The 18,376-nt window shown below is 69.9% G+C and carries 11 protein-coding genes; 10 read left to right on the forward strand and 1 reads right to left on the reverse strand.

Annotated elements, in window-relative coordinates; genetic code table 11:
• Positions 1 to 110 precede the first annotated feature (110 nt).
• The 10 genes from AC3EGR_RS10105 (at position 111) to glgA (ending at position 17,406) form a co-directional block, all read left to right on the forward strand.
• Positions 111 to 974: a branched-chain amino acid ABC transporter permease gene (locus tag AC3EGR_RS10105; RefSeq protein ID WP_488546345.1), complete on the forward strand. Its 864-nt coding sequence runs from the start codon at positions 111 to 113 to the stop codon at positions 972 to 974.
• Entirely contained in the window at positions 971 to 1,963 is a 993-nt protein-coding gene (locus AC3EGR_RS10110; protein WP_488546346.1) for a branched-chain amino acid ABC transporter permease, read from the forward strand. Before AC3EGR_RS10105 ends, AC3EGR_RS10110 begins: the two co-directional genes overlap by 4 nt.
• Entirely contained in the window at positions 1,960 to 2,727 is a 768-nt protein-coding gene (locus AC3EGR_RS10115) for an ABC transporter ATP-binding protein (protein ID WP_488546347.1), read from the forward strand. Before AC3EGR_RS10110 ends, AC3EGR_RS10115 begins: the two co-directional genes overlap by 4 nt.
• Complete coding sequence (locus AC3EGR_RS10120) at positions 2,720 to 3,433, forward strand: ABC transporter ATP-binding protein (protein ID WP_488546348.1); 714 nt, start codon at positions 2,720 to 2,722, stop codon at positions 3,431 to 3,433. Before AC3EGR_RS10115 ends, AC3EGR_RS10120 begins: the two co-directional genes overlap by 8 nt.
• A gap of 222 nt (positions 3,434 to 3,655) precedes the next feature.
• Complete coding sequence (glgB, locus tag AC3EGR_RS10125; RefSeq protein WP_488546349.1) at positions 3,656 to 5,545, forward strand: 1,4-alpha-glucan branching protein GlgB; 1,890 nt, start codon at positions 3,656 to 3,658, stop codon at positions 5,543 to 5,545.
• Entirely contained in the window at positions 5,532 to 6,833 is a 1,302-nt protein-coding gene (gene glgC / locus AC3EGR_RS10130; protein WP_488546350.1) for a glucose-1-phosphate adenylyltransferase, read from the forward strand. Before glgB ends, glgC begins: the two co-directional genes overlap by 14 nt.
• Positions 6,834 to 6,958: 125 nt before the next feature.
• A complete protein-coding gene (gene glgX, locus AC3EGR_RS10135; RefSeq protein ID WP_488546351.1) occupies positions 6,959 to 9,013 on the forward strand; it encodes a glycogen debranching protein GlgX in 2,055 nt (684 codons plus the stop codon).
• Between the two features lie 4 nt (positions 9,014 to 9,017).
• Complete coding sequence (gene treZ / locus AC3EGR_RS10140; protein ID WP_488546352.1) at positions 9,018 to 10,841, forward strand: malto-oligosyltrehalose trehalohydrolase; 1,824 nt, start codon at positions 9,018 to 9,020, stop codon at positions 10,839 to 10,841.
• On the forward strand, positions 10,838 to 15,907 hold the full coding sequence (locus AC3EGR_RS10145) for a malto-oligosyltrehalose synthase (protein ID WP_488546353.1): 5,070 nt from the start codon (positions 10,838 to 10,840) through the stop codon (positions 15,905 to 15,907). The genes treZ and AC3EGR_RS10145 overlap by 4 nt, the downstream gene beginning before the upstream one ends.
• Positions 15,904 to 17,406, forward strand: a complete 1,503-nt coding sequence (gene glgA, locus AC3EGR_RS10150) for a glycogen synthase GlgA (protein ID WP_488546354.1) — start codon at positions 15,904 to 15,906, stop codon at positions 17,404 to 17,406. The genes AC3EGR_RS10145 and glgA overlap by 4 nt, the downstream gene beginning before the upstream one ends.
• Here glgA and AC3EGR_RS10155 read toward each other — a convergent pair.
• A complete protein-coding gene (locus AC3EGR_RS10155; RefSeq protein WP_488546355.1) occupies positions 17,398 to 18,327 on the reverse strand; it encodes a LysR substrate-binding domain-containing protein in 930 nt (309 codons plus the stop codon). The two genes, glgA and AC3EGR_RS10155, sit on opposite strands and share 9 nt — an antisense overlap.
• Positions 18,328 to 18,376: the final 49 nt, after the last annotated feature.

The raw sequence follows: 18,376 nt of genomic DNA on the forward strand, positions 1-18,376 counted from the left end.
TCATTGCGGGCTGGATCCGCAATCCATGCGGCGCCGGATGAACCGCCCCATGGATGCCGGGCCAGGCCCGTCATGACGCCTGCCTTGCACGCGCCACGCGCCCCTTCCCGATGGATTTCGCCAACTTCCTGATCCAGCTCCTCAACAGCGTCCAGTACGGCCTGCTGCTGTTCATGCTGGCTGCCGGCCTGACGCTGATCTTCGGGATCATGGGCGTGGTCAACCTGGCCCACGGCAGCTTCTACATGCTGGGTGCCTATCTCGCCTGGTCGCTCGCCGCGAAGACGGGCAGCCTGGTCCTCGCGATCGTGCTCGGCACCGTGCTCTCCGTGGCCTTCGGCCTGGTGCTGGAGCGCATCCTGTTCCGGCACTTCTACCACCGCGACCACCTGGACCAGGTGCTGCTGACCTTCGGGCTGATCTACATCTTCGAGGAGATGCGCTCCATCCTGTGGGGCGACGACGTGCACGGCGTGACCATTCCCGAGGCGCTCTCCTCTTCGCTGCCCTTGACGGACACCTTGTCCTATCCCGTGTACCGCCTCTTCATGTCCGGCGTGTGCGTGCTGCTCGCGCTCGGCCTGTACCTGCTGATCTCCAGGACGCGCCTGGGCATGAAGATCCGCGCGGGCGCCTTCAACCACCAGATGACCGAGGCGCTGGGCGTGAACGTCAAGCTGATCCACGCCGTGGTCTTCGCGCTCGGCGTGGGCCTGGCAAGCATCGCCGGCATGGTCGCCTCGCCGATCTCCAGCGTCTACCCGAACATGGGCTCGCAGGTGCTGATCATGTGCTTCGTGGTGGTGGTCATCGGCGGCATCGGCTCGGTGCGCGGGGCGCTGATCTCCGCCCTCCTGGTCGGCCTGGTGGACACCTTCGGCAAGGTGCTGCTGCCGCAGGTGGCCGGCATGCTGGTCTACATGTTGATGGCGGCCGTGCTGCTGTGGCGGCCCGAAGGCCTGTTCAAGCAATGAGCATGGTCCAGGCCCATCTGGAGACGCTGCCGCGCGGCCTGCAGCTCGCGCTCCTGCTGGCGCTGGCCGCTCTGCTGGCGTTTCCCTTCTTCGGGACGGACTTCTACACCCAGATGGTGGCGCGGATGATGATCCTGGCGATCTTCGCCATGAGCCTGGACCTGCTGCAGGGCGTCACGGGCCTGGTTTCGCTGGGGCACGCGGCCTTCTTCGGCCTGGCCGGTTACGCGCTCGCGTTCCTGACGCCGGCCGACAGTCCCGCGAGCCTGTGGTGGACGCTGCCGGCATCCGTCGCCGCGTCCGGGCTGGCCGCGCTGGTGATCGGCTTCTTCGTGGTGCGCACCAAGGGCATCTACTTCATCATGGTCACCATGGCCTTCGCCCAGATGGTGTTCTACCTGTTCTTCGACAACAAGGCGCTGGGCGGCTCCGACGGCATCTACATCAACTTCAAGCCCGCCGCCGGCCTGTTCGACCTGGAAAACAAGCGCGTCTTCTACTTCTTCACGCTCGCCACGCTGGTGCTGGTCTACCTGTTCCTGCGCCGGCTGCTGTTCAGCCCGTTCGGGCGCGCCCTCGCCGGCATCCGCGTGAACGAGCACCGCATGCGCGCCATGGGCTTCGGCACCTTCGGCTACAAGCTGGCCGCCTTCACGCTCGCCGGCGCGCTCGCCGGCCTGGCGGGCTACCTGTGGGGCGCGCAGACCGGCTACGTCAACCCGGAACTCATGGGTTTCCACATGAGCGCGCACGCCATCATGATGGTGATCCTGGGCGGCACCGGCAATTTCGCCGGCGCCATCGTCGGCGCCTTCGCCTTCGAGTGGCTGCTGCACGCGTTCAAGGACCTGCCCGCGGTGGGCTCCTTCAACGCGGGCAAGCACTGGCAGCTGTGGATGGGCCTGTTCATCGTGCTGCTGGTGACCTTCGCCCCGCGCGGCCTGCTCGGGCTGCTGGCACGCGTCCTGCGCACGAAGGGGCAGCCATGAGCGCCGCCGCATTGCAGCCGCTGCTCTCCGCCCGCGGCCTCACCAAGCGCTTCGGCGGCCTGGCCGCGGTCAGCGAGGTGACACTGGACCTCTGGCGCGACCGCATCCACGCCGTCATCGGCCCCAACGGCGCCGGCAAGTCGACGCTGACCAACCTGCTCTCGGGCGATCTCGTTCCCACCACCGGCACCGTGACGCTCGCCGGGCGCGACGTGACCGGCTGGAGCCCGGAACGCATCTCGCGCGCCGGCCTGGGCCGCAGCTACCAGAAGACGAACATCTTCCTGCCGTTCACCGTCTGGGAGAACGTGCGGCTCGCCGCGCAATCGCGCACACCGCACGCAGCGCGCTGGCTCGCTCGCGCCGGCAGCGTGCGCGCGGCCAACGAGCGCGCGGAGCGGGCACTCGAACTGGCCGGCCTGCAGGCACGGCGCGACCAGCCCGCCGGCGCCGCCAGCCACGGCGAACAGCGGCAGCTGGAGATCGCCATGACGCTGGCCACCGACCCACAGGTGCTGCTGCTGGACGAGCCGCTGGCCGGCATGGGCACCGCCGAAGCGCAGCGCATGGTCGAACTGCTGCTGCGCCTGAAGTCGCAGCACGCGATGATGCTGGTGGAACACGACATGGACGCGGTGTTCACGCTGGCGGACCACCTCACGGTGATGGTCAACGGCCAGGTGATCGCCAGCGGCACGCCCGCCGCGGTGCGTGGGGACGCCGCCGTGCAATCGGCGTATCTCGGGGAGGAAGCGCATGGCTGAACGCCTCCTCGCCGCGCGCGGCCTGCACACTTACTACGGGGCGAGCCACATCCTGCGCGGCATCGACTTCCATGTGGACCGCGGCGAGACCATCGGCCTCATGGGCCGCAACGGCATGGGCAAGAGCACCCTGCTCAAGTCGCTCATGGGCATCGTGCGGCCGCGGGCCGGCACCGTCGAGATCAAGGGCCGCGCCATGACCGGCCGGCCGGCGTACGAAGCGGCGCAGATGGGCATAGCGTACGTGCCGGAAGGCCGCGGCATTTTCGGCAACCTCAGCGTCAAGGAAAACCTGGTGATGGCCGCGCGTGCCGGCACCGGTGGGCAGCGCGACTGGACCTACGAGCGCGTGCTGGACACCTTCCCGCGCCTGAAGGAGCGGCTGGGCCACGGCGGCCAGCAGCTCTCCGGCGGCGAGCAGCAGATGCTCACGATCGGCCGGGCGCTGATGACCAACCCCGACGTGCTCATCCTCGACGAGGCCACGGAAGGCCTGGCGCCCCTGATCGCGCGCGAGATCTGGCGCATCTGTGCGCTGGTTCGCGCCAGCGGGATTTCCAGCGTCATCGTCGACAAGGCGTGGCGCCAGGTGACGCAGGTCACGGACCGCAACGTCATCCTGGTGAAGGGGGAAGTGGTACACGAGGCACCTTCTGCCGAGCTGCGGCAGCAGCCGGAACTGCTCGAGCAGTACCTCGGCGTCTGAGCCTTGCTCGGCGTCTGACAACCGCCCTTGGCTTGTAAGGAACGCCAGACGGTTGCCTGAGCGCCCGCATCCAGTGTGGATGTAGGTTCCCGCCTACGCAGCTTGATCTGCGCATCCTTCACCGCCGCCGGCGCCGCGCCAACAGAATGGCGCGCTACAACGACGACGGCCATGAAGCCCCACTTGCCCCCAGAGGAGAAGAGCGCTCCGGCAGCGCCGCGGATGGAGACGACCACCGCGCGCCGCGCGAGCCACCATCACCGCCAGTTCGAGGTCATGGGTGCGCATCCCACCGAGCGCGGCACCTGGTTCACCGTGTGGGCGCCGAACGCGCGCGCCGTCGGCGTGATCGGCAGCTTCAACAACTGGCACTGCGAGCCGCTGTACCGCATCGACGACGGCAGCGGGCGCTGGGCCGGCTTCATCGAGGGCGCCCTCCCCGGCCAGTGCTACAAGTACCGGGTCCAGGACGCCTCCGGACACTGGATGGACAAGGCGGACCCGTATGCCTTCCGCATGGAGCATCCGCCCGGCACCGCGTCGCAGATCTGGGACCTGTCGCACGAGTGGGGCGACGGCGAGTGGATGCGTTCGCGCTGGCAGCGGCAGGCACACGAAGCGGCGATCTCCATCTACGAAGTGCACCTGGGGTCCTGGCAGCGCGAGGAGGACGGCCGCTTCCTCAACTACCGCGACATGGCGCTTCGCCTGGCCACGCACTGCCACAACATGGGCTTCACGCACGTGGAGCTGATGCCGATCTGCGAACACCCCTTCTACGGATCCTGGGGCTACCAGACCACCGGCTACTTCGCGCCGACCTCGCGCTATGGCACGCCGCAGGACCTGATGGTCTTCGTCGACACCCTGCACCAGCAGGGCATCGGCGTGTTCCTCGACTGGGTGCCCTCGCACTTCCCGGCCGACCCGCACGCCCTCGCCCGGTTCGACGGCACGGCGCTGTACGAGCACGACGACCCGCGCCTGGGCTTCCACCCGGAGTGGAACAGCCTGATCTTCAACTACGGGCGCTACGAGGTCCGGGACTTCCTGATCAGCAACGCCATCTTCTGGCTGGAGAAGTACCACTTCGACGGCCTGCGCGTGGATGCCGTCGCATCGATGCTGTACCTGGATTACGCAAGGCGGCAGGGCGAGTGGATCCCGAATGCGCAGGGCGGCAACCAGAACCACGAGGCCGTCGGTTTCCTGAGGGACCTGAACACCTCGGTGTACGCCGCCTTCCCCGACGTGCACATGATCGCGGAGGAGTCCACCGCATGGCCGGCCGTCTCCCGGCCGGTGGAGTGGGGCGGCCTGGGGTTCGGCATGAAGTGGAACATGGGCTGGATGAACGACACGCTGCGCTACACGTCGCGGCCGCACTTCTACCGGCACTGGCACGGTGACGACGTGCGCTTTTCCGCCGTGTATGCCTTCCACGAGAACTTCATCCTGCCGCTGTCGCACGACGAGGTCGTCTACGGCAAGGGCAGCCTGCTCAAGCGCCAGCCCGGGGACGACTGGCAGCGCTTCGCGGGCCTGCGCAACCTGTATGGCTACATGTGGACCCACCCGGGCAAGAAGCTGCTGTTCATGGGCGGCGAATTCGGGCAGATCGAGGAGTGGCACCACGAGCGCACGCTGGACTGGCACCTCTGGGCCCGTCCCTTGCATGCCGGCGTGGCCCGCTGGGTCGCCGACCTGAACGCCGCCTACCGCCGCCTGCCGGCCCTGCACGCGAACGACTTCCGGGCCGAAGGCTTCGGCTGGCTGCCCTGCGAACACCACGAGCCCACGATCCTCAGCTTCGTGCGCCGCGGCGGGCCGGGCGACGCGCCGGTCGTGGCGATCGTGAACATGACGCCCGAGCCGCGCACCGGGCTGCGCGTGGCGATGCCGGAAACCGGCACCTGGCACGAAATCCTCAACAGCGACGCCGCCTACTACGGTGGCAGCGGCGTCGGCAACCTGGGGGCCGTCCAGGCCACCGCCCACGGCGTGGGTGGGTGGCCGGCAAGCGCCCTGGTCACCGTGCCCCCCCTGGGCACCGTGATCCTGTCCACCACACCAATTCCAACGACTCAGGGAGCTCCTCATGCCCGGCAATAAGAACGTCCTCGCCTTCGTGATGGCCGGTGGCGAAGGCTCGCGCCTGCACCCGCTGACCGCCAACCGCTGCAAGCCCGCGGTGCCGTTCAACGGCAAGCACCGCATCGTGGATTTCGTGCTCTCCAACCTGGTCAATTCGGAGATCTATTCGACCTACCTGCTGGTGCAGTACAAATCGCAATCGCTGATCGAGCATGTGCGCCAGACCTGGACGATGGCCCGCTTCATGCCGCAGCACTTCATCACGGTGGTGCCGCCGCAGATGCGGCACGGCCCGGCGTGGTTCCAGGGGACCGCGGACGCGGTGTACCAGAACATCCACCTGATCGAGAGCATGCAGCCGGACATCGTCGCGGTGTTCGGCGGCGATCACGTCTACCGCATGGACGTGCGGCAGATGATCGACTTCCACGTCAAGAGCCGCGCTCACGCGAGCGTCGCGACGATCCCGGTGGAACTGCGCGATTGCGACCAGTTCGGGATCGTGGAGGTCGACGCCAACCACCGCATCGTGGACTTCAAGGAGAAGCCCAAGGCCACGCGGCCCATGCCGGGCAGCCGCACCCAGGCGCTCGCCTCCATGGGCAACTACATCTTCAACGCCGATGTGCTGCTGCAGCAGCTCAAGCGCATGCACGAGAGTGGCGAGACCGACTTCGGCAAGCACATCCTGCCGTCCATGGTGAAGAGCCACAAGCTCGTGGCCTACGACTTCGCGACCAACACCATCCCGGGCACGGAGCCTTACGAGGAGCATGCGTACTGGCGCGACGTCGGCACCATCGACGCGTACTACCAGGCGCACTTCGACACGCTGGGCGCGCAACCCCGGTTCCGCATGACCAACCGGCAGTGGCCCATCTACGCCAGCCCGGACCAGGCCGAGTCGGCGCAGATCGAGAACGGCGTGATCAACCGCTCCGTGGTGGGCTCGGGCAGCATCGTGGACGGCGCCGAGCTGGACCACGCGATGCTGCGCCGCTCGGTGCTGGTCGAACGCGGCGCCCGGCTGGAGCGCTGCATCGTCATGGAGCGCTCGCGCATCGGCCGCGGCGCCCAGGTGCGCCGCTGCATCATCGACCAGGACAACGACATCCCGCCGGACGTGCGCATCGGCTTCGACCTCGAGCAGGACCGCAGGCGCTTCCACGTCACGCCCTCCGGCATCGTGGTGGTGCCCGCCGGCTACTTCCCGGCGCGCAAGAACGCGAGCTCGCCTTTCCTCGCTCCGATGGACGAGGAGGCCTGCCTGGGCGAGGCGGCGCCACGCATGGAGGCGCTTGCATGACGGCGCAAGCCGTCGACGACTCCCCCGCGCATCGCCCCAGCAGTCCTCCGGCGCCCGCCGGTTCCCCCGGGGCCTGCGCCGCCGGCAGGCCCTGGCCTCTCGGAGCCACCCTCCAGGCGGGGGGCGTGAACTTCGCCGTGTACTCCAGCGGCGCGCAGAAGGTGGAGGTCTGCATCTTCGACGCCGGCGGCGAGCACGAGGAGCGCCGCATCGCCCTGCCCGCGCGCACCGACGACGTCTGGCACGGCTTCGTGCCGGGTCTGGCCGCAGGCACGCGTTATGGCCTGCGCGTGCACGGCCCCTACGACCCCCAGCACGGCTGGCGCTGCAATCCGCACAAGCTGCTGCTGGACCCTTATGCCCGCGCCCTGGACCGGCCGCTGCGCGGCGCGGCCTGGCAGTACGCCTACCCCCTGGGCCACGAGCGGCGCGACCTGCACATGGACGCGCAGGACAACGGCGCGCAGGCCGCCAAATGCGTGGTCGTCGACCCGCGGTTCGACTGGGGCGAGGACGCCCATCCGGCGATCCCGCTGGAGCACAGCGTCCTCTACGAAGTGCACGTGCGCGGCTTCACCCGCACGATGCCGGAGGTGCCGGAGGCACAGCGCGGAACCTTCGCCGGGCTGGCCAGCGATGCGGCGATCGCCCACCTCAAGAACCTCGGCGTGACAGCCGTCGAACTGCTGCCGGTCCAGGCCTTCAACGACGAACGCCGCCTGATCGACCTGGGCCTGGCCAACTACTGGGGCTACAACTCCATCGCCTTCTTCGCTCCGGACCCGCGCTACCTCTGCGGCGGCGACCCCAACGAGTTCCGGCAGATGGTGAAGAAGCTCCATGCCCACGGGCTGGAAGTCATCCTCGACGTCGTCTACAACCACAGCTGCGAGGGCAACCACCTCGGCCCCACGCTGTGCTTCAAGGGCATCGACAACCGCAGCTACTACCGGCTCACCGAGGACCACCGGCACTACGTCGATTTCACCGGCACCGGCAACACGCTGGACACCAGCCACCCGGCCATGCTGCGCCTCGTGATGGACAGCCTGCGCTACTGGGTCGAGGAGATGCATGTCGACGGCTTCCGCTTCGACCTCGCCCCGGCCATCTCCCGCAACGGCAACGGCGCCTTCGACCACCGCAGCCCCTTCCTGTCCGCCGTCGCCCAGGACCCGGTGCTCAAGCGCGTCAAGATGATCGCGGAACCCTGGGACCTGGGTGACCACGGCTACCAGGTCGGCGGCTTCCCGCAGGGCTGGAGCGAGTGGAACGGCCAGTACCGCGACCGCGTGCGCGACTACTGGCGCGGCATCGAGGGCAGCCTGGGCGACTTTGCGGCCGCCCTGTGCGGCTCGGCGGACATCTACGGCCACTCGCGGCGGGGCCCGCGGGCGAGCGTGAACCTGGTGACCGTGCACGACGGCTTCACGCTGCACGACCTCGTGAGCTACAACGACAAGCACAACGAGGCCAACGCGGAGGACAACCGCGACGGCGAAAGCCACAACCGCAGCTGGAACTGCGGCGTCGAAGGGCCCACGGACGATGCCCGCATCCTCGCCTTCCGCGAGCGGCAGAAGCGCAACTTCCTCACCACCCTCTTCTGCTCGCGCGGCGTGCCGCTGCTGCTGGGAGGCGACGAGATGGGCCGCACGCAGGGCGGCAACAACAATGCCTACTGCCAGGACAACGAGGTCAGCTGGTTCGACTGGTCGCAGGAACGCCGCGACGACCCTCTCCTGTCCTTCACGCAGGCCCTGACCCGGCTGCGGCGGGAGCTCCCCGTGCTGCGGCACAACGCCTGGCTCACCGGCCAGCCGGACGAGGACAGCCGGCGCGACATCGTCTGGTACAGCGTCTGGGGCCTGGAGATGACTTCCGAGGAATGGACGAACCCGGCGGTACGCTGTGTTGCCGCGGTGCTGGACGCGCGCTTCGCGCCCGCCGATGCCGACGAAGGCGTCAACCGCTCGGTGCTGCTGGTCTTCAACGCGACCGCCGAACCTGCCACCTTCACGCTGCCCGTGGTCGCCGGCCACCCCGGCGAGTGGGCCTTGCGCATCTACACCCCGGAAGGCTACTTCGAGGAGTCGCAGGGGCCCAGCTACGCGGCCCCGGCCAAGCTCGAACTGCTTTCCCATTCGATGGCCCTGCTGACGCAGGCACCCGAGGAGTAATCAAGTGCGCTGTCAGCACGACATGCCTTTCGGCGCGCGCCTGCGCGAGCGCGAAGGCGCCGTCTTCCGCCTGTGGGCGCCCGCCGCCCGCCAGGTGGAGCTCGCGATCGAGACGGCAGGACCCCAGCCCGAACTGCATCCGGCGCAGGCTGACGCGCAAGGGATGTGGGAGTGCGTCGTGGACCACGCTGGCGCCGGCACGCTCTATCGCTGGCGGATCGACGGCCGGCAGCTGGTGCCGGACCCCGCGTCGCGCCACAACCCGCATGGGCCGCACGGGCCCAGCGCGGTGGTGGATCCGCGCCAGTTCGAGTGGGACCCGGCCTGGAGCGGCCGGCCCTGGCCGGAGGCGGTGCTGTACGAGCTGCACGTCGGCACCTTCACCCGCGAAGGCACCTTCGCGGCCGCCGCCGCGCGCCTGCAGGAACTGGCGGACACGGGCGTCACCGCGGTGGAACTCATGCCGGTGGCGGACTTCGCCGGCCGCTTCGGCTGGGGCTACGACGGCGTGCTGCCGTACGCGCCGCACCACGCCTACGGCACGCCCGACGACCTCAAGCGCTTCGTGCAGCAGGCGCACCGGCTGGGACTCATGGTGTTCCTCGACGTGGTCTACAACCACTTCGGGCCGGAGGGCAATTACCTGCACGCCTACGCGCCGCAGTTCTTCTCCAAGACCAAGAGCAGCCCCTGGGGGGCGGCGATCAACTTCGACGGGGCCGGCAGCGGCCCCGTCCGCGAATTCTTCATCCACAACGCCGTGTACTGGATCCAGGAGTACCGCTTCGACGGCCTGCGCCTGGACGCGGTCCACGCCATAGCCGACGACAGCCCCGTGCACCTGCTGCAGGAACTGTCCGAGCGCGTGCGCCAGGCGGCCCCTGGACGCCACGTGCACCTCGTGCTGGAGAACGAGGACAACGGCTACCAGCACCTCGCCCCCACGCCCATGCCGGGCTTCTACGACGGCCAGTGGAACGACGATTTCCACCACGTCGTGCACGTCGCCCTGACCGGGGAGACGCAGCGCTACTACCACGACTACGGTGTTGCGACGATGGACCTGCTGGCACGCTGCCTGACCCACGGCATGGTGTTCGAGGGCTCGAAACGCAGGCCGGGCGGCGCCCGCGAGCGCGTCGCGCCGGCGCCGGCGCAGCGGCTGGGCGCGCTGGTCAACTTCGCCCACAACCACGACCAGGTCGGCAACCGCGCCCGCGGCGAGCGGCTGGTTGCCCTCGTGCCGCCGGACGCCGCGCGCCTGCCCACGCTGCTCGCGCTGCTGACGCCGGCCATCCCCATGCTGTTCTTCGGCGAGGAATGGGGCGCGCCCGAGCCTTTCCTGTACTTCGCGGACTGGCAAGGCGAACTGCGGGAAGCGGTGCGCGCCGGGCGCAAGCGCGAGTTCGGCCACGTCGACGCGCACGACCTGCCGGACCCGTGCAGCGACGAGACCTTTGCCGCCAGCCGCCCGGATGCGACGCGTGCCACCGCGAAGGAACACGCCATCTGGCACGCCGAGGTCCAGGCCGCCCTCGCCGCGCGCCGCGCGTGGATCACGCCGCGCCACGCGCAGCTGCTCACCGGGCGCCACAGCGCGCAGCGGGTCGGCGAGCGCGGGCTGTCCGTGCAATGGCGCTACGAGGACGGCAGGATGCTCTGCCTCGAACTGAACTTCGGTGCCGAGCCGCTGCAGGTGGAGCCGCAGCACCTGGGCCCGGTGGAGGCGCAGCAGGTCTTCAGCCACCGGTACCCGCCGGACACGCCGCGCGGCACCTGGCCGCCGTACAGTGCCCGCTGGACCCTGGGCGAGGAGATCACGTTGTGAATTCACCGGCGGACCACACGTCGATCTCGCTTGCGGAGCGCGCGCGCCGGCTCGGCGTGGCCGACCGTTACCACGGCTTCTGGGGCGAGGAGGAACTCGTTCCCGAAGCCGTCCTGCAGCAGGCGGTCGCCGCCATGGCGGGCGACGGCCGGGCACCGGCCGCGCAGCACCTGGGCCTGCCGCCCGTGCACGTCGTGCGCGAAGGCGAGCGCTGCGAACTGCGCTGGACCAGCCACGAGGACGTGCCGGCGCGCTGGACGCTGCTGGCCGAAGACACCGGGGCCGGCATCGCGGCCGGCGAGTTGCAGCGCAGCTTCCAGCAGGCCAGCGTCGCCCTGCCCGAGGGGCTCGCCGCCGGCTACTACCGCCTGCAGCTGGAAGGCGCCCCCGCCGGCGAACACTGCCGCCTGATCGTCGCGCCGCTGCAGTCGTACGTGCCGGCCGGCCTGCAGCAGGGCGAACGCTGGTGGGGCTGCACCATCCAGCTCTATGCGCTGCGCTCCTCGCGCAACTGGGGCATCGGCGATTTCGGCGACCTGCGGCGCATGTGCGATGCGGCCGCGCACCAGGGCGCGTCCTTCATCGGCCTGAACCCGCTGCACGCGCTCTTTCCGCACAACCCCGCGGTGGCCAGTCCCTACAGCCCCTCGAGCCGCAAGGCGCTGAACCCGATCTACCTGGACGTCCAGGCGCTGGTGGACCTGAGCGGCTGCGACGAGGCGCAGCAGAAGGTGCAGTCCGAGCCGTTCCAGGAGCGCCTGCATGCACTGCGCGAAGCGGAGATGGTCGACTACGTGGGCGTGGCGCTCGCCAAGGAGGAAGTGCTGCGCGTCCTGTGGCGGCATTTCGAGCGCCACGAGCTGGACAAGGATCGCTCCCGCGGCGCGCACTTCCTGGCCTACATGCGCGAGCGCGAGGCCACGATCGGACGGCACGCGCTGTTCGAGGCGCTGCAGGAACACCTGCATGCGCAGGATCCGGACGTGTGGGGCTGGCCCGCGTGGCCCGAGGAGTACCGGGACCCGGCCGGCGCGGCGGTCCGCGCGTTCGCACAGCAGCACGCGTCGGACGTGCGCTTCCGCTTCTGGCTGCAGTGGCTGGCCGAGGTGCAGCTGGAGTCCTGCCAGCGCTACGCGCGCACCCGCGGCATGGGCATCGGCCTGTACTGCGACCTGGCCGTCGGCGTGAACGGCGGCGGCGCGGAGACCTGGGTCGAGCACGAGCTCTTCGCGCTGGGCATGCACGCCGGCGCCCCGCCCGACCCGCTCGCCCCCAAGGGCCAGGACTGGGGGCTGCCGCCGTGGAGCCCGCAGCGCCTGAAGCAGGCGCGCTACCAGCCTTTCATCGCGACGCTGCGGGCCAACATGCGCCACAACGGCGCGCTGCGCCTGGACCACGTCATGGCGCTCATGCGCCTGTTCTGGACCGGGCCGGACGGCGGCACCTACGTCGAGTACCCACTGGACGACCTGCTGGCCGTGCTGGCGCTGGAAAGCCAGCGCCACCAGTGCATGGTGATCGGCGAGGACCTGGGCAACGTGGCACCGCGCATGCGCGAAGCCATGCAGGCGCGCAACCTGCTGTCCTACCGTCCGCTGCTGTTCGAGCGCGAGGACGACGGAGGCTTCAAGCGTCCCTCGCATTGGCAGCCCAAGGCGCTTGCCGTGGTCAGCACGCACGACCTGCCGACGCTGCGCGGCTTCTGGCTCGGCGAGGACATCGAGCTGTCCGCCCGCCTGAACCTGTACCCCGATGCCGCCGCGCACGAGAACCAGGTCCTCAGCCGCGCGCAGGACCGTGCCCGCCTGCTGCTGGCGCTGCAGCGCGAAGACCTGCTGCCCGAGGGCGCCAGCGTGCAGCCGACGTCGGTGGCCGACGCCACGCCGGCCTTCGTGGACGCCGTCTATGCCTTCCTGGCGCGCACGCCTTGCTGGCTGGTGGGCGTGCAGCTCGAGGACATCACCGGGCAGCTGCTGCAGGTGAACGTGCCCGGCACCACCGAGGACCGCTTCCCCAACTGGCGGCGCAAGCTGTCGGTCACCGTCGAAGGTCTGGGAAGCGATCCACGCTGGGCCTCGCTGGCCACCGTGCTGCGGGCGGAACGCAGCGGCCCCTCGGCGATGGCGACCTCGCCCCAGGACCTGCCGGCGCTGGACACGGCCAACGTGCCTTGCGGGACCTACCGGGTGCAGTTCCACAAGGGCTGCACCTTCGAGCACGTCACCCAGGCACTGCCCTACCTGAAGGCGCTGGGCGTGAGCCATCTGTACAGCTCGCCCTACCTGCGCGCGCGCCCGGGCAGCACGCACGGCTACGACATCATCGACCACACCCAGCTCAACCCCGAGGTGGGCGACGCGCTGGCCCATGCCCGCATGTGCCAGGCGCTGCGCCGCAACGGCATGGGCCAGATTCTGGACATCGTGCCGAACCACATGGGCGTGCTGGAGGCCGACAACCACTGGTGGCTGGACGTGCTGGAACACGGGCGTGCTTCCAGCCATGCGCAGACCTTCGACATCGAATGGAATCCGGCCCAGCCCGAAATGGCCGGCCGGGTGCTGCTGCCTGTACTCGGCGACCACTTCGGCAAGGTGCTCGAAGCCGGCGAGATCCAGCTGCAGTACGTCGCGGAGGCCGGAGAGTTCGTGCTGCGCTACTGGGACCACCGTTTTCCCATCGATCCGAGCAGCTACCCCGGGATCCTCTCGGCCCTGCCGGCGCCGCCCGCGCGCGATGACAGCGAAGGCGACAGCCACGCCGTGGTGGCCTCCCTGCTGGATGCCTTCGGCCGGCTGCCCGCGCGCGACGACCCCGACGAGGACGAGCGCCGGGCGCGCGTACGCGACAGCGCGGTCTACAAGCGGCAGCTCGCCCGGCTCGCTTCGCACCACGAGTGGCTGGCACGCTGGATCGAGGCCTGCGTGCAGCGCCTCAACGGCCAGGCCGGCGAGCCGGAGAGCTTCGACGCGCTGGAGCGCCTCATCGCCGCGCAGGCCTACCGCCTGGCCGACTGGCGCGTGGCGAGCGACGACGTCAACTACCGGCGCTTCTTCGACGTGAACACGCTGGCCGGCCTGCGCATGGAGCGGCCCGAGGTGTTCGAGGCCACGCACCGCAAGGTGCTGCACTGGCTGCAGGACGGGCTGCTGTCGGGCCTGCGCATCGACCACCCCGACGGCCTGAGCGATCCGCAGGCCTACTTCGAGCAGCTGCAGTCGCACTACGCGGGCCAGGCGGAGGTCGGCGGGCACCCGCCGCGCGCCCTGTACCTCGTGGTGGAGAAGATCCTCGCCGAACACGAATCGCTGCCCGAGGACTGGCCCGTGCACGGCGACACCGGCTACCGCTTCGGCACGCTGGTCAACGGCCTGTTCGTCGAGCCGGGCACCGAGGAGGCGCTGGTCGCCGCCTACCAGGCCTTCACCGGCACGACCACCAGCTTCGACGAGGTCCTGTACCAGTGCAAGAAGCTGATCATCGAGACCTCGCTGTACTCCGAGCTGAACTGGCTGGCGCACACCTTGCACCGCCTCACGCGCGGCAACCGGCGGCGCTGCGACTTCACGCGCAACCGCCTGCGCTGGGCGATGGCGGAAGTCGCCGCGGCCTTCCCGGTGTACCGCACCTACCTGCGCGTGGACGAGCCGGCCAGCGCCATGGACCGGCGCCACATCGACTGGGCCATCGCCGCGGCGGAGCGCCGGCTCGGCAAGTCGGAAGAGACGGTGCTGCAGCACCTCAAGGAAGTGCTGCTCGGCGAAGGCGAGGCCGCCGGGATGCCGCAGGACGTGCGGCAGCGCTTCCTGGCGCGCTGGCAGCAGTTCACCGCGCCGGTGACCGCCAAGGCCATGGAAGACACGGCCTTCTACCGCTACCTGCCGCTGCTCTCGCTCAACGAGGTCGGGGGCGATCCGCGCAACTTCGGCGTGTCGGTCGCCGCTTTCCACTTCGCCAACCAGACGCGGCAACGGCACCGGCCGCACTGCCTGCTGGGCACGTCGACGCACGACAGCAAGCGCGGCGAGGACCTGCGCGCGCGCCTCAACGTGCTGTCCGAACTGCCGGCGCAGTGGGAGGACTGCCTGCTGCGCCTCTCGGGCTGGGCGCACCTGTACCTCACGAACGCGGGGGACCAGACCTGGCCGAGCAACAACGACATCTGGCTGCTGTTCCAGACGCTCGTGGGCATCTGGCCGGCGCAGGCGCCGGACGAAGACCAGCGCGAGGACCTGCGCCAGCGCATGCAGGCCTACATGCGCAAGGCGGTGCGCGAGGCCAAGCTCAATACCACCTGGGTCTGCCCGGACAGCGCGTACGAAGAGGCGGTCGAACGCTATGTCGATGGCGTGCTGCGCGCCGGCGCCAACCCGTTCGCGGACGAACTGCAGAAGATGACCGCGCGGGTGGCGCCGTTCGGCTTCCGCAACAGCCTGGCGCAGCTGGCGCTCAAGCTCACCGCGCCGGGCGTGCCCGACGTGTACCAGGGCTGCGAGCAGTGGAACTTCAGCCTGGTCGATCCCGACAACCGCCGGCCCGTCGACTACCCGGCGCTCGCGCGCGAGCTGGAAGTCGTGGAGTCCCTGTACCGGCAGCGCTGGCCCGCTGCGCAGGAGTGGGCCGCGCTGCACGCAGCCGCGGCCGACGGCCGCATCAAGCAGCTCGTCACCTGGCGCCTGCTGCGCCTGCGGCGCGAGCGCAGCACCTTGTTCCGCAACGCGAACTACGTCGCGCTGTCGGTGGACGGGCCGGCCGAGGAACACGCCGTCGCGTTCGCGCGCATCCACGAGCGCGAAGCCGTCCTCGTGGTCACGGCGCGGCTGACCTGGACGCTGTGCCGCGGCGAGGACGCGGACTGGGGCCCTGCCCTGTGGCAAGGCACCTCGGTGGGCTGCGGCGCGGAAGGGGCCGGCGTGCGGCGCTTCCGCCGCTGGCGCAACTGGCTCACCGGCGCGACGACCGTCCTGGGCAACGACGACGATGCCGCGATCGACCTGCAGGCGCTCTTCGCGGGCGCCGGTGGGCTACCCTTCGTGGTGCTGGTGGCGGAGGCGGAGACCGCATGAAGATCCTGTTCGCGACCCCGGAGTGCGCGCCCTACGTGAAGACCGGCGGGCTGGGGGACGTCAGCGCCGCCCTGCCCGCGACGCTCGCATCCCTGGGCCACGACGTGCACATCCTGATGCCGGCGTACAAGGGCATGAAGGTGAGCGGCGAGATCGGAGACGGCGTGGACCTGCCGCCCTGGGGCCCGTGGCCGGCGGCGCAGCTCGTGCCGGTCAAGCTGCCCAACGGGGTCACGATGCTGCTGCTTGCCTGTCCCGGCCTGTACCAGCGCTCCGGTGGGCCGTACGTCGATGCCAGCGGGCGCGACTACCACGACAACGCCATCCGTTTCGGGCTGCTGTCCTGGGTGGCCGCGCAGATCGGAACCGTGCACTCCCCCTTGCGGGGCTGGACGGCCGACGTGGTGCACGCCAACGACTGGCCCTGCGGCATGGCGATGCTGTACCTCGCCCAGCAACGCATGGTGTCGCCGCACGAGGCCACGGCCGCCGGCGTGATCACCATCCACAACCTCGCGTTCCAGGGCGTCTTCCCCATGGGCAGCGCCGACGTGCTGGGCGTGCCGCACCACTGGCGCGGCATGGACGGCGTGGAGTTCTGGGGCCAGCTGTCGATGCTCAAGGCCGGTGTGCAGTTCGCCGATGCGATCACGACGGTCAGCCCGACCTATGCACGCGAGATCCAGACGCCGGCCAACGGCGTCGGCTTCGACGGCGCCCTGCGCGCCCGCGCGTCGCGCCTGCACGGCATCCTCAACGGCATCGACACGCAGGTCTGGAACCCCAGGTCGGACCCGCTCCTGCCCTTCCACTACGGACCCGGCGACCTGCAGGGCAAGGCGAAGTGCAAGGCGGCGCTGCAGGCGCGCATGGGCCTGCCCGCGGACGCCAAGGCCATGCTGTTCGCGGTGGTGAGCCGGCTCACGCCGCAAAAAGGCATCGACCTCGTGCTGGGCGCGCTCCCCCGCCTGCTCGCCTCCGGCGCACAGCTCGTGGTGCTGGGCCAGGGAGAACCGGGCTTGCAGCAGGCATTGAAGGATGCCGCGCAGAAGCACCCGAAACAGGTCGCGGTGCAACTGGGCTTCGACGAGGGCCTGGCGCACCTGATCGAAGCCGGCGCGGACGTGTTCCTCATGCCTTCCCGCTTCGAGCCCTGCGGGCTGAACCAGATGTACAGCCAGGCCTACGGCACGCCCCCCATCGTGGGGGCCGTGGGCGGCCTGCTGGACTCCGTGACCGATGCGAATGCCGATGCGCAGAACGGCACCGGCTTCATCATGACCGGCGTCGACGCGGCCGGCCTGGACGACGCGATCGCGCGGGCGACGCGCCTGTGGGGCGATCCGCCCCGCTGGCGCCGCATCCAGGCCAACGGCATGGAGCGGCACTTCGGCTGGGAAGACAGCGCGAAGCAGTACGTGGAAGTCTACGCACGCGCGATTCTGGACGCGCGCGGGCCGGCCGTTGCCGACCCGGTCCCTCCCGGTCCCTCACGGTAAGGCCGCGGCCGCCGGGCCGACGATGCGCGTCCCGGCGATGTTCTCGCCCAGGAAATCGAGCAGGCGCCGCACGGCGGGGACCATGCCGCGCCGGGACGGGAACACCGCCAGCACCCTGGCTTCGGGCGGCTCCCACCCTGGCAGCACCGGCACCAGCTCGCCACGGCGCAGTTCGTCCGCGCACAGGTAATCCGGCAGCACGCACATGCCCGTGCCTTGCAGCACGGCGTACTTCAGCGTGAGCAGGTCGTCGGCGGTGAAGACGGGGTGGTGCTGCAGCTCGTGCTGCGCGCCGCGCGGGCCGTGCAGGTGCCAGGTCGCGCGGCCATCCGCGGCGGACATCGCCACCGTCGGCAGGCTGCGCAATCCTTCGGCGTCCTGCGGCGCGCCGAAGCGCTGCAGCAACTGCGGGCTGGCGACCAGCACGCCGTGCGTGGGCCCCAGGTTCTTGACCACCAGGGTGCCGCTGTCGTCGAGGCTGCCGCGCACGCGAAGGGCCACGTCCACGCCTTCCTGCACGAGGTCCACGACCCGGTTGCTCACCTGCATGTCCACGCGCACCTGCGGATGCGCGGCGAGGAAGCGCGGCAGCAGCGGGCCGATGGTGGTCTGCGCCAGGGTCACCGGACAGGTCACGCGCACCGTGCCGCGCGGCTCGTTGTGCACGCGTGCCACCGCCTCGTCGGCCGCTTCGGCCTGCTCGCGCATCGCAACGCAATGCCGGTGGTAGACCTCGCCGGCCTGCGTCAGGGACAGCCGCCGCGTGGTCCGCTGCAGCAGGCGCACGCCCAGGCGGGCCTCGAGGTCGGCCACCCGGCGGGAAAGCCTGGACTTGGGCAGGTTCAGCGCCCGGCCCGCAGCCGCGAACCCGCCGCGATCCACCACCTCGGCAAAGAAGAGCATGTCGTTGAGGTCCTGCATGGATCGTCCTATGGATGGAACAATCTATCCCGGATTTGGCGGCTTATCA

Source organism: Ramlibacter sp. G4-7, from assembly GCF_057784995.1.